Source organism: Singulisphaera acidiphila DSM 18658 (assembly GCF_000242455.2).
Lineage (GTDB): Bacteria > Planctomycetota > Planctomycetia > Isosphaerales > Isosphaeraceae > Singulisphaera > Singulisphaera acidiphila.
Map to the genome: position 1 here is coordinate 5,884,545 of NC_019892.1, position 12,709 is coordinate 5,897,253.

Genomic DNA, 12,709 nt, shown 5'->3' on the forward strand with positions numbered 1-12,709 from the left:
GCATTCAAGAAGGCCCGGCGGTTCAACCATCGAGGGTGAGGTGATCATGCTACGGATCATGGGGGGGCGAACGACCACCTGTGCGGGGGTGACTCGTCGCGAACTGCTCCGGGCCGGCGGCCTCTCACTTTTCGGGGGCATGACGCTTCCGCGGTTGCTCCAGGCCGAGGCGCAAGGGGGGGCGGGCCGGCCGGCCGGTCGGATCCGGTCGGTGATCCTGATCAATTTGTACGGCGGCCCCAGTCATCTCGACATGTTCGACATGAAGCCGGACGCCCCGGTCGAGATCCGTGGCGAGTTTCAACCGATCGCGACCTCGGTCCCCGGGCTGAGCATCTGCGAGCATCTCCCTTTGACCGCGAAGTGGATGCATCGGGCTACCCTGATCCGGTCGGTGACTCACACGTACAACAGCCACAACCCGTATGCCGTGCTGACCGGGTTCACCGGGGGCAACGACCAGGAGAACTACTTCACCAAGCGGAGCGACCATCCCGGGATCGGCTCGGTCTGCCAGTACCTGGGCATGGAAGCGGCCGACATGCCCTGTCATGTTTACTTGCCGGCCCACCCTGGTTATAGCCAGGGCCTTCGCAGGGCGGGCCCTTACGGCGGCTACCTTGGCCGGCGGTTTGATCCGGTCTTCTCCGTCTGTGACCCGAAGTTCGACCGGGAGTTCAACCAGGACAAGGAATTTTACAACCCGATCGCGCCCCAAGGGGTGCCGAGACTCCCCTCGCTTGAAGACTTGCCCGACGTGACGATCGAGCGGCTTCACAAGCGTCATTCGTTGCTGCAACAGATCGACCTGGCCACGGGCCAACTGGAAGCTCGAGGTGACGCCAAGAACCTCGATCACTTTCAACGCAAGGCGCTATCCCTTTTGACCTCGAACCGTGCCCGGGCCGCGTTCGACCTGTCGACCGAACCGGTGGCGGTGCGCGATCAGTATGGTTCCTCCCTCTTCGGAACGAGCGCCTTGATTGCGCGCCGGCTGGTCGAGGCGGGAGTCACGTTCGTTGCCGTCACCACCGAATCGCGCGGCGCGGGGCACTGGGATTCGCACAGCAACAATTTCGGGATGCTCAAGTCATTCAACCTGCCGAACCTCGATCAGACCGGTACGGCCTTGATCGAGGATCTCGACCGTCGCGGGCTGCTCGACTCGACGCTCGTGGTGATCATGGGCGAGATGGGCCGGGCGCCCAAGGTCAATGCCACGGCGGGGCGCGATCATTGGCCCAAGTGCGGCTTCTCCCTGATGGTGGGAGGCGGGGTCAAGGAAGGATTCGTCCTGGGCGGGAGCGACAAGTCGGGCGCCTATCCCTCCGATCACCCGGTGACGCCCGGCGACCTTGTGGCCACGATCTATCATCTGCTGGGGGTTGACCCCGAGCTCATGCTCCTCGACCTGACCGGCCGACCGATCGCGATTGCCCACGGAGGTCGGCCGATCGAGGCAATTCTCACCTGAAAAAATGAGAATTTTAACCACGAATGACACTAATAACACGAATGAAGACAATGACTGAAAACTCAAAATCGTGTTGATCAATTTTGGGTTTTGCTTTTGTTTTATTCGTGTCTTTCGTGTTATTCGTGGTCAAGTTCTGATTTTTTGGCCATCTTAGCGAGAGATCGGCAGGACGACTGGGTCGCTTGCATCCCCCGCCCGGCTCACTGCGGTGACGGCGACCTGAGCCGCCGGCTCTTTGGCGTCGTCAGCGACTACGAGCGGGCCGTTGGTTGCGGGATGGAGCGAGACGGTCCAGTGTTCGCCGTGGCGGACCGAGACGGCCCAGAGGAATGGCGGGGCACCCGGCCCGGCCTGGACGGTGAGCTCGAGTTTGCCCTTGCCGGCGTGGGCTTCGCCCTGGGGAAGGCCAGGGGCGGGGAGTTGGAGCCAGGGGGAGGCCGGAATCAGGGCAGGCTCGTGGTAGAGGCCCTTCTTGAGGCTGTCGCTGAAGTCGCGTTTGTTCTCCATTAGCGAGCGCATGCTGAAGAAGATCTCGCCGGTCGCCCCTGGCGTCTGGCGGATGATCTCGACCTGGCCGAGCAATTCTTCGGGAGCATAGCTCCTTTCGCCATTGCCGATCCGGCTGGACGTGAGGCCGGGCCAGATGTGCCGCTTGGACTTGTTCTCTTGAACCCAGTGGTTCAGAAGCGGGCGGAACGGCTGCCCGGGGGCGTCGATCTTCCAGTACAACTGCGGCGCGAAGTAGTCACACCAGCCCTTGTTGAGCCAGAGCACGGTGTCGGCATAGAGCTTCTCATACTGGTCGAAGCCCACGACCCCCTTGGGTTGGCCTGGCCTCGGAACTCCGAACGGGCTGATCCCGAACAGGACGGACGGCTTCTCCGCCTTGATCCCCTGGTAGATCCGCTCGATCAGTTGGTTCATGTTATCGCGACGCCAGTCGCCGCGCTCGAGCTTACCTCCCGAGTCCTGATACTTCTTCCAGCTCGCGTCGTCGGGAAAGTCGAGTTCTTTGTTCGACTTGGGGTTTGCGGGGTCGATGATCGGGTACGGATAGAAGTAGTCATCGACATGGATGCCGTCGACGTCGTAGCGTTTGACCACGTCCATGAAGACGCGCAAGGTGTGCTCTCGCGCCTCCGGCTCACCCGGGTCGAGCCAGAGGAAGCCACCGTATTCCTTGGTGAGGTCGGGACGAGTCTTGCTGATATGGTCGGCCGACTCCTTGTACTTGACCCCTTGGAGCCGGGCGCGGAAGGGGTTGAACCAGGCGTGGAGCTGAAGCCCTCGCTGATGGGCCTCCTCGATCCAGAACTGGAGCGGATCGTAGTAGGGACTCGGTCGCTTGCCCTGCTCGCCGGTGAGGAAGGCCGACCAGGTCTCGAGTTTCGAGTCGTAGAGGGCGTCGGCCGACGTGCGGATCTGCAGGACGATCGCGTTCAGGTTCATGTCGCGGGCGCGATCGAGGATCGCGATCGCCTCGCGTTTTTGGACCTCGGTGGAGAGCCCTGGTTTCGATGGCCAGTCGATGTTCGCGACGGTCGCGACCCAGGCCGCCCGGAACTCACGGGGGAGTGGCGGCGGCTGGTCCGCACCCGATGCGGTCGTCGTCGCGGCCGACCCGATCAGGGTCAAGAGCGCGAGGAGCGCCAGTCGGGAAGTGGGTTTCAAAGAAAGTTGCATCAGTTTCATCTCGTCCTACGTCTACAAATGCATACCTTGGGGGGGACACCACGTTCTTGATCAATCCTGAATCCTGAGCAGGAAGGCGATCAAGTCAGCCATTTCAGCAGGGTTGACGGTTTTTTCCAAGCCCTCTGGCATCAGCGACTTGCCCGTGCTCGCGATTTCTTCGACGTTTCGACGGAGAATCGTCTGTTCAACCCCTTCGCGGGCGCGGAGGGTGACGCCGGAGGGGGTTTCCGAGGCGACGAGTCCGGTCACGACTCGACCGTCGTCGAGGGCCACGCTGTACTCCAGGAACTCGGGTGAGACTTCGCGGTTCGGGTCAAGGATGTTGACCAGGATCTCGTCGGGGGTCCGTTTGCGGACCCCCGCGAGGTTCGGTCCCACGGCGTGCCCGCGCTCGCCCAGCTTGTGGCAGGCAAAGCATTCACGCTCGAACACCGTCTTGCCCCGCCCTGGATCTCCCGGGCGGTCAAGGGCCCCTTTGTACTTTGCGATTGCCTCTGTTCGCGGGCCGGGCGCTTCGGCTCCAAGCAGAGCCTGCGCCTGTTCGAGGATCGCGGGATCGCTGTCCTGCAAGAGGAGCGCCCGACGGGTCGGTGGGATCTGACCGACCGGGACGATCCCCCGTTTCACAGCGTTCAGCAAGGGGGGAATCCAGATCCGCCGCCCCAGCAAGAAGCCGACGACCTCGCTCCGGAGCGGAGGAGTGTACCCTTTCCAAGGGGCGAGCAAGAGGTCGGCCACCTCGGGCCGGTCGAAGCCGGCGAGTGCCCGAAGCGCTGCCCCTTGCACGTCAAGCGGCTGGTGCGGGTCGAGCAGGGGGGGCAGGATGGTCCGGGCCGCTTCGAAATCTCCCCGGCCGAGCAGCGTGATCGCTTTGACGCGCTGTTCGGCGGGGATCGTTGTGTCGGGCGCCCGGGTCGCCGCGTCCTGGAACAGGCGATCGAGCCAGGCGATTGCGGTGGGGGATGCGTTTGTCCGAAGCTCCGAGAGCCGGCGCTTGGTTCGCGCAATCCCGTCGCCAAAGCCGAGGGCCACCTCGATTCCGGCCTCGTCCGGCGCTCCGGTCGCGAGGGTATCGAGCAGTCGGCCGATCTCGTCGGGCTGTGCCCGTGCTCCGACAACCAGGGCGAGCGGGCGGAGTAGGGACAGGCCCTCGGCGCTTGCGGCGAAGGGGCGGTCGCTCCAGAGCCGTTCGAAGAGGCCGGCGGGGTTTGCGATCGCGGCGCTGAGGATCGCCGTCCGAACCCAGGGGTCGGCCGCGTCGCGCCGGGCGATCGTGGCGAGTCCTGTTGCGGCGTCGTCGCCGGGGAACTCGCCGAGGGCGAGGGCCACCTCGAAGCGGACCCGCAAGTCGGGATCGGCGGCCAGTCGCAAGACCTCGGCGCGAAGGGAGGGCGACTCGCTCAGCTTCGGCTTGGCGAGCCGGACCGCGTGCTCGCGGACGTGGGAAGACAGATCGAGAGCGGCCGCCTTGAGGTCGTCATCCGCGAGCGCATCGAGGCCCGCGAGTGAGTAGAGGGCGTGCATCCTCGTTCGCGGATCCTTGGCGTCGCGGCTGAGCGGCTTCAGCAGCGGGATCGCCCCCTTGTCCTGTCGCTCGTAGAGGAGCCGGTGGGCTGTGTCACGGTGCCAGGCGTTCGGGTGCTCCAGGAGGTGGACCAGTTCGGGGATTGTGGCCTGGCTCAGCCGAGGCGTATCCCGGCGCTGAAACTGGGGAGGAGCGAGGCGGTAGATCCGTCCTCGATCCTCGCCGCTCCGCAGGTCGAGAAGGGCCCGGATGTCGTCGGGGATCGACCAGGGATGCTCGATCGTCTCGCGGTACATATCGAGCACGTGCAGCGTCCCGTCCGGGGCATTCACGAAGTTGACCGGCCGGAACCAGGTGTCGGTCGACGCGAGGAACTCCGCGTTTTGGTCCGCCCGGCGGGCCCGGAAGGTCACGCCTTGAGGTTCGACCGCCATCCGATGGATCAGGTTGTTGGCGACCTCGCCGAGGAACAGGTTGCCACGGAAGGACTCGGGGTAGGCGTCCCCTCGGTAGTCGGTCACTCCGCTCGATGAAGTGAGGTAGCCGGCCCCGACCAACTCGCTGCGCGGCATCGCTTTTCCGACTGCCGCCCAGCGCCTGGCACGTAGCTCACGCCAGGGTTCGGGGGCACTGATCCGGAACAGGTTGATCGCGTCGCCGGCGTCGGCCGAGTCGTTCAGGGCGCGGGGGACCGGCAGAAAGGGGTTGCGCGCCATGTCGCGGGCGGGAAGCACGACGTGCTGGGCCGGGTTGCGGATATCGCAGAGGAAGCGATTGCCCCAGTCGTCAAACGTATTCCCGAAGCGGGCCCCTCCCGAGATGGCCTCGAACTGATCCGAGCGGGGATCGAACTGGAAGTCTTTGCGGAGGATATCGACTCCGGCGGCCTTGTCTGAACCGGCGGGATGAATCTTGCCGCCGTTGCTCGAGCCTGCGCCGTAGATCTGGTGGTCGAGGCCCCATTGCAGGTTGTTCATGACCGCTTGAACGTTGTATTTGCGGAACCCGGTAAAGACGCGGCGACGTTCGTCAGCACGATGGTCGCCGTCGTTGTCGCGGAGATACCAGAGGTCGGGCGTGGCGGCGACGAAGAGGCCCCCCTTCCAGACGGCGAGGCCGGTCGGCCACGAGAGCTTGTCGGCGAAGATGTGTCCTTCATCGAACCGGCCATCGCCATCGCGGTCGATCAGCAGGCGAACGCGGCCGATGGGAGGGTCCCCCGCGTTCTCGGCAAACGGCTTGTCGTTCTTGGGGTCGACGTGCGGATAGTCACTCATCTCCACGACGAAGAGCCGCCCATCCTCGTCATAAGCCGCGGCCACCGGGTCCATGACCAAGGGTTCGGCGGCGAGCAAGTCGAGTTGGAACCCATCGAGGACCCGGAAAGATTTGAGGGCTTCAGCCGGCTCCAGTGGTTTGGTCCGGGGCAGGGGAGCCTCTGCGCCGAGGGCGGAGAACGCGGGCAGGAGGAGGAGAACGGTGAGGAATGGCCGTTTCACGAGTAGGGGTTTCCTCGGGTTGACCTAATTCAAGATCGTAAAAACGAAGTCTCATTATAGAGGACGATCCGAGGAAGAGAACCGGCGAGCTATTTCTCGCTCGCCGGCAGATTCAAGTCGGTGGCATCCAGGGCGACGGGGGCGCCTGGGGCCGGAATCGCGACACCCGCCGTCCAGAGGATGCCGTTGACAAGGAAGCGACGGTATCCTTCTTCGGCAAAGCTCTTGTGCAGGTGGCCCCCCGTGAATGTGAACGACCGGCCCCCCTCGGGCCGTTCGTAGAGCCAGGAGACGATCGCCCCGTCATCGGCCTCTTTCGTTTTCGCGTTTGTGGGGGAGACGGTGCGGAGCAGGGGCGTGATCCCTCTTTTCTCCGGAGCGAACCGAAGATGGGTCAGCCAGCCGTCGTCGACCGAGAACGGGGTGACCCCTCGGAAGATCGGATGAGCGGAGAACGTCTGGAATTTCGCGACCCAGTGGGCCCGCTGAGAAAATCCCTGTTCCCAGGCTCCACCCACCAGGTTGCGAACGCGATCCCCTTGCGTCTTGGGATAGTCGGCCGCCTGGTGCAACTGGACGATGCCCACCCCTTCGTTCGCCAGTTTCTGGATCAGGGCGAGCCGATCGCCTTTGAGCAGGGCGTGCTTGTCGCCCCCGTCGAAGAGCATGACGATCGCCTTGGCCCCTTCGAGGGTCTGTGGTTTCTCCGGCCAGTCGATCGCCAAGACCGGAACGACTCCAGGCGATTGGCGGAGCAGATTCATGAGGACCACGCAACCGGCGAGATAGTCATGTTCCCCGGGCTTGTATGTGCTCGATCCGGCGATCAGAACGATCTTGATTGCGTTCGGGTTCGTGGGCTGCTCTTCGACCGTGATCCCGCTCGGCAACTTGACCGTCGGTTCGGCCGCCTGGCCTGAGCGAAGGGCACACGATGAGAGGAGCAGGGCGATCGCGAGCAAGGGAACGCGCTGGGAATGCATGGTTGATTCTCCGATTGAGGGATCACCAAAGTCGGCTGACGGTGCCGGAGTCTGCGCACGATCGACAGCATCCCACCGTTTTGGCGTGAGAACAAGGCGGCTGGTCGAATCGAATGTGGGGGCTTTGAGTGTTTTGTTTTGTGTTAGAGAATGCAAATGCTAAAAAATTTGTAAACATGGTGCGGAAAAAAATATCGATTCATCTAAGAAATTCGATTATAAAGAAATTAAGTGCGTGAAAGCATTGTCGTGTGCGTTTGCAAAAATAAGAGCGTAGTCAGCTTTTTGGAATACAGAAAATCGACTGAATTCCTATGTATGGAGTTTTTGTGGCCGATCGATGGAGCAGGAAAACGTGGTGAGAAGAGGAATCCCCGAAACGGGAGTGCTTTGTTATCCTGTCCTGTGAGCGGACGGCACTTCGCCCCTGCGTTCCATGCGGAAGGGATGCTGCATCATGACGTTGAAATTTGCGTTCGTCGCGGCCTGTTTGGCGCTGACTCCCCTGGTGGCCAGAGCCGAAGAGAAGATTGATCCCGCGACCATGACGAAGACCGCCAGTGGTCTGCAGTACAAGGATCTCGTGGTAGGCACAGGCAAGTCACCTGCGCCGGGCCAGACCTGCGTGATGCACTACACGGGCTGGCTCTGGCAGAACGGGAAGAAAAAGCGAAAGTCCTTCGATAGCTCACGCGATCGAGGGAACCCGTTCCCTTTCGCGATTGGCAAGGGCGAGGTGATCGAGGGGTGGGACGAGGGCGTGGCGACGATGAAAGTCGGTGGCAGGCGGCTGCTGCTGGTTCCCGCGTCCCTCGGCTACGGAGAGAAGGGGGCGGGCCGCGCGATCCCGCCGAACGCAACGCTGCTCTTCGATGTGGAGCTTCTGAGCGTGAGATGACGCGTGGCCTCGTGAGACCTGAGCCGTTACCAAAGACGTTTCAGCGGGCGGTCACTGCCTGACGTTTCGATCGTGGCGTTGGTCCCAGCTGGGATGTTCGAGACGAGAAGCCTCGCAATCCACTCCCAATCCGGAGTGTTGCGGGGCTTTTTGTGGCGCGGGCCACGACGGACCTGCTCTTCTCGGGGGGAAGCTTCAGCCTGCGATGCCCTTTTTTGGGGGAACAACGGCAAGGCTGAAGCCTATCCGACAAGACGGAGATGGCTGGCGGCTTGATGTTCTCCTGAGCCGTCAGAATCAGGGCAAAGATCGAGGATCGTCCGGCAGAGGGGACGATCCGGCGGATCGCTCTGCCTGGGCGGACTCGCCTGCGCGGTCTCTCAAAGCTCCAAAGAGGTGGGGCTTACCGCCTTGTATGAGAGAGAAGTCCGTTAGACTGTGGGACGCCGGTCGATCGGATGGCGGTCGGGAGCCCGTTTCACCGCCCGTGGCCCAAGAGGCCGCGCACCAGCCTGGGACCCGGCCGCCCGGGGGGTGGGGAGTTGACGGCGCAGCTCCTGGCGATCGACTTGCCGGAGTTGGGCCGGCTGGACGCGAAGCAGATCGCGTCGTTGGCCGGAGTGGCCCCGCATCCGGTGGAGAACGGCAAGTCGCATGGCTCGGCTTACATTCGAGGTGGCCGTCCACGAGTTCGCATGAAGCTGTACATGTCGGCGTTCAACGCGCGGTTGCCGGGGCGGCCGAAGTGGCGGCGGTGTAGGACGCCCAACTCGCGGCGATAGTGCCGAAACGCCTCGGGCAGGGGTGGGATGTTGGGTGGCCGACGCTGGGCCTCCTCCTGCCGAAAGAATGCATGTTAAGCCATGCGCACCCCTCGCAGCGCGTATCTTTGAGGCGTGACAACTCCCTGACAACCACCCCGTCTCAACCGCCCTTTCCTCTCGGAATAAACCCGGGAACGCCGGTGTCTACAACGGCATTAAACCTGATCCGCGACTTGATTCCTTCGTTAATCTCCCGCATGGCGTCTTGGGGAAGGGTGGAGACCTCAAAGTTTTCCTTGATCCGGCTGGGGGTCTTCGAGGTGGTCAGGAGAGCCGTCCCGCGCTGGATGGCCCAGGCGAGCAAGACCTGCGCCGGGGTCTTGTTAACTCGCTTGGCGATCGCGGTAATGACAGGATCTTCCAGCAACTTGGGCTCGCTACTATGCCCCAGCGCTGCGAACGCTTGCAACACGATGCCATTGTTTCTGCAATAGTCCAAGAGGTCCCATTGCGGGAGATACGGATGGGATTCGACGTGAACAACCGCAGGCTTGATCCTCCCCGCTTCAAAAATCTCTTTCACCTGGGCCAGGCTGACGTCGGATAATCCGATGGCCTTGCACCTGCCCTCGTCCACTAGACCCTCGAGCGCCCTCCATGTATCCAGCAACGTCACCCCTTTATCATAAATCACGTTGCCATTCGCATCTCTCGGGTCTTGCTCGTCTCCAGGTTGGAAGGCAAAGGGCGTGTGGATGAGATAGAGATCGACGTAGTCGAGTTGGAGCTTCTTGAGACTGGCCTCGAAGGCGGGTTTGACGCGTTCAGGGCGATGATTGTTATTCCAGAGCTTCGTGGCGACAAACACTTCCTCCCGCTTCATCTTCCCCGCCTTGAACACCTCCTGCATCGCTTCGCCGACCTCCTTTTCATTTCGGTAGCGTTCCGCAGCGTCGAGCTGGCGAAATCCCGCCTCCAGCGCCGCCTTGGTCGCGGTCCTGGTTGCCATGGGGTCGGGAATCAGTGTGCCAAAGCCGAGGGCGGGGATGGCACCGGATCCATTGTTGAGGGCTATCCTCGTATAGCGAAGGTTGTCGCTCTCTACCATTGTTCCATCCCTCCGACTACCGAGCCCGGCGGTGTCCGGTTGCTGACGCTCCCGGCTTGCCTGTTCGATCAAACCGATCCATCCTTCGGCCCCTCGGCACCGAACCAGCATCCCGTGATCACTTTCTTTCGAGTATAGAAAGCAACGGCGTCAGCACCCTGCGCGCTGAGATCACCGTAGAGCGAACTCTTCCAGCCGCCGAAGGGAAAGAACCCCATCGGCGCTGGCACGCCGACATTGATGCCGAGCATCCCGGCCTGGATGCGTTCGCGGAAGATGCGGGCCGCCGCCCCGGATTGCGTGAAAAGGGAGGCCGTGTTGCCATATCGGCTGCGGTTTGCCAACGTGATCGCCGCGTCCAGGTCCGGGGCGCGCATCAGGCTCACCACCGGGCCGAAAATCTCCTCTCGGCCGACGGACATCTCCGGTGTCACATCGTCGAAGACCGTCGGCCCGATGAAGCAACCCCGCGGCCTGTGGGGTACGGTTTGGGAACGGCCGTCGAGGAGAAGCCGGGCTCCCTCCTCCACGCCGCGCTCGATCGCAGCCCGGATCCGCTTTTCCTCCTTCGGGTTCACCACGGGACAGAGCGTCGTGGTGTCGTCCAAGCCGTCTCCCAGCTTGAGTTCACCCACCGAGCGGATGAAGGCATCGACGACGGCGTCCTGTCGCACTGGATCGCCGACCACCACCAGCACGCTCCCGGCAAGACAGCGCTGTCCCGCGGAGCCGAAGCACGAGCCAATCAGGGCGGGCAGACTGCGCTCCAGGTCGGCATCGGGCAGGACGATTAGATGGTTCTTCGCTCCGCCGTGTGCCTGAACGCGCTTGCCGTGAGCCGCTGCGGTGCTGTAGACCGACTCGGCCACTGCCGACGTGCCGACGAAGGAAACTGCCTGGACATGCGGGTTGGCGATGAGCCGTTCGCTTACTTCCTTGCTGCCCTGCACCACGCCGACGACACCCGGCGGCAAGCCGGCATCAGCGAACAGCTCCGCGAGTCGGGTGCCGGTGAGCGGTGCCTTCTCGGCAGGCTTGAGGAGGAACGTGTTCCCGCAGGCGACGGCGACCGACATCATCCACAGCGGGATCAAGGCTGGGAAATTGAACGGCGGAATGCCGACCACCACACCCATAGGTTCGCGGATGGTATGGCTGTCGACATCCCGCGAGATGTCGGTCAGAGTCTGTCCCATCAGCTGGGAGGGAATGCCACAGGCAAATTCGACGACGTCAAGCCCGCGTCGCAGCTCGCCGCGGGCCTCGCTCAACAGCTTGCCGTTTTCGCGGACGATGCTGTGTGTCACGTCCGAGGAGTCCTTTTCTAGCAGCTCCCGGAATTTGAACAGGACGTGTGCCCGATCCGGCGCTGGAGTGGCGCGCCAGCCAGGGAAGGCTCGGGCGGCGGCGGCGCATGCCTCGTCCACCTGCTCCGGCGCGGCCTCGCGCACCGGCGCCAGCATCTCGGCCGTGTCCGCCGGATTGTAGATGTCGCGGCTCGTGTTCCCACGGCCCTCGACCCAGGTTTCGCCGATAAGGTTCAGCGAGGAAGCCGAGCGCGAGGATGTTGCAGGTGACCGACCAGGGGCAGCAATGGTGCTCATGAAGTCCTCCGGAAGCTGGAGAGTCTCTTCACGGACAGTTGCCTGTCGAATGAATCAGCAAATTCACGGAAGTGGAGACAGGGAGCGGTCGGATCAGCGATCCACCACGCTCATGTCCTCGTAGCGCTCCCCGCTCGCCGCGCCTTTAGGTGCCGCCTCGTTGATGCGTTCCAGATCCTCACGCGTCAGGGTGATTCCGAGCGCGGCCACGTTCTCCTCCAGGTTTTTGCGGCGCTTGGTGCCAGGGATGGGAACGAGGCCCTCTCCCTGGGCTAGGAGCCACGCGAGGGCCAACTGGGCCGGCGTCACCTGCTTTGTGGTGGCGATCTCCTTCACCCGGTCCACCAGTTCCAGGTTCTTCTGGAAGTTCTCTCCCTGGAACCGCGGTCTGTGGCGACGCCAGTCGTCCTGCGGCAGATCCTCGAAGCGTCGCAACTGGCCGGTGAGGAAGCCGCGGCCGAGTGGGCTGTACGCAACGAAGCCGATGCCCAATTCCCGGACGGTGGGGATGAGTTCGTCCTCGGGGTCGCGGCTCCACAGCGAATACTCGGTCTGCAAGACGGAGATCGGGTGTACGGCATGCGCCCGGCGGATGGTCGCGGGCGCCGCCTCGCACAGACCCAGGTAACGCACCTTCCCCTGCCGTACCAGCTCCGCCATCGCGCCGACGGTCTCTTCAATGGGGACGGCTGGATCGACGCGGTGCTGGTAGTAGAGGTCGATGTGATCGACTCCCAACCGCCGGAGCGAGCCGTCGCAGGCCTTGCGCACGTGCTCCGGCCGGCCGTCTATGCCCCCTCCCCCCTTACCGTCCGTGCCGCCCACGAAGCCGAACTTCGTGGCCACCCTCACTTCGTCGCGCCGGCCGCGGATCGCCTTTCCGACCAGCTCCTCGTTGGTGAACGGGCCGTAGGCGTCTGACGTGTCGAGAAGATTGATCCCCAGTTCCAGGGCCCGGTGGATGGTCGCGACGGACTCGGCTTCGTCGGCCGGCCCGTAGGCATCGCTCATACCCATGCAGCCGAGTCCCATCGCGGAGACGGTCAAACCCTGCTTGCCGAGTCGTCGCGGCTCCATGTGCATCCTCCCCGTGAAACGCGCTCTCTCCGTCGTGATTTCTTCGATGAGCGTCGACCAAGTTATCCTGGGCCTCGCC

Annotated in this window: 9 protein-coding genes; 3 read left to right on the top strand and 6 right to left on the bottom strand. The window is 63.2% G+C overall.

The window, feature by feature from the left end; all coding sequences use genetic code 11:
• The first annotated feature begins 46 nt into the window (after positions 1–46).
• The gene (locus SINAC_RS23240; RefSeq protein ID WP_015248023.1) at positions 47–1,474 is read left to right on the top strand and encodes a DUF1501 domain-containing protein; all 1,428 of its coding nucleotides are present in this window, start codon (positions 47–49) and stop codon (positions 1,472–1,474) included.
• A gap of 153 nt (positions 1,475–1,627) precedes the next feature.
• On the opposite strand, the gene SINAC_RS23245 is transcribed toward SINAC_RS23240, so the two are convergent.
• From SINAC_RS23245 to SINAC_RS23255, 3 genes are all read right to left on the bottom strand, one after another.
• Positions 1,628–3,160 carry a glycoside hydrolase family 10 protein gene (locus tag SINAC_RS23245; protein WP_020467266.1) on the bottom strand — a complete coding sequence of 511 codons (1,533 nt, stop codon included), beginning with the start codon at positions 3,158–3,160 and terminating at the stop codon, positions 1,628–1,630.
• Between the two features lie 60 nt (positions 3,161–3,220).
• Positions 3,221–6,196 carry a PVC-type heme-binding CxxCH protein gene (locus SINAC_RS23250; protein WP_015248025.1) on the bottom strand — a complete coding sequence of 992 codons (2,976 nt, stop codon included), beginning with the start codon at positions 6,194–6,196 and terminating at the stop codon, positions 3,221–3,223.
• Positions 6,197–6,285: 89 nt separating this feature from the next.
• Positions 6,286–7,179: a ThuA domain-containing protein gene (locus SINAC_RS23255; protein ID WP_015248026.1), complete on the bottom strand. Its 894-nt coding sequence runs from the start codon at positions 7,177–7,179 to the stop codon at positions 6,286–6,288.
• A gap of 457 nt (positions 7,180–7,636) precedes the next feature.
• Between SINAC_RS23255 and SINAC_RS23260 the strand changes: the two genes are divergently transcribed.
• Both SINAC_RS23260 and SINAC_RS23265 read left to right on the top strand, forming a co-directional pair.
• Complete coding sequence (locus SINAC_RS23260) at positions 7,637–8,077, top strand: FKBP-type peptidyl-prolyl cis-trans isomerase (protein ID WP_015248027.1); 441 nt, start codon at positions 7,637–7,639, stop codon at positions 8,075–8,077.
• A 458-nt stretch (positions 8,078–8,535) separates the two neighbouring features.
• On the top strand, positions 8,536–8,859 hold the full coding sequence (locus SINAC_RS23265) for a transposase (RefSeq protein WP_020467268.1): 324 nt from the start codon (positions 8,536–8,538) through the stop codon (positions 8,857–8,859).
• 142 nt (positions 8,860–9,001) lie between these two features.
• On the opposite strand, the gene SINAC_RS23270 is transcribed toward SINAC_RS23265, so the two are convergent.
• The 3 genes from SINAC_RS23270 to SINAC_RS23280 form a co-directional block, all read right to left on the bottom strand.
• Positions 9,002–9,949 carry an aldo/keto reductase gene (locus tag SINAC_RS23270; RefSeq protein ID WP_015248028.1) on the bottom strand — a complete coding sequence of 316 codons (948 nt, stop codon included), beginning with the start codon at positions 9,947–9,949 and terminating at the stop codon, positions 9,002–9,004.
• A 68-nt stretch (positions 9,950–10,017) separates the two neighbouring features.
• Positions 10,018–11,553, bottom strand: coding sequence for a CoA-acylating methylmalonate-semialdehyde dehydrogenase (locus SINAC_RS23275; RefSeq protein ID WP_015248029.1), 1,536 nt, complete (start codon positions 11,551–11,553; stop codon positions 10,018–10,020).
• 93 nt (positions 11,554–11,646) lie between these two features.
• Positions 11,647–12,630: an aldo/keto reductase gene (locus tag SINAC_RS23280; protein WP_015248030.1), complete on the bottom strand. Its 984-nt coding sequence runs from the start codon at positions 12,628–12,630 to the stop codon at positions 11,647–11,649.
• Positions 12,631–12,709 lie beyond the last annotated feature (79 nt).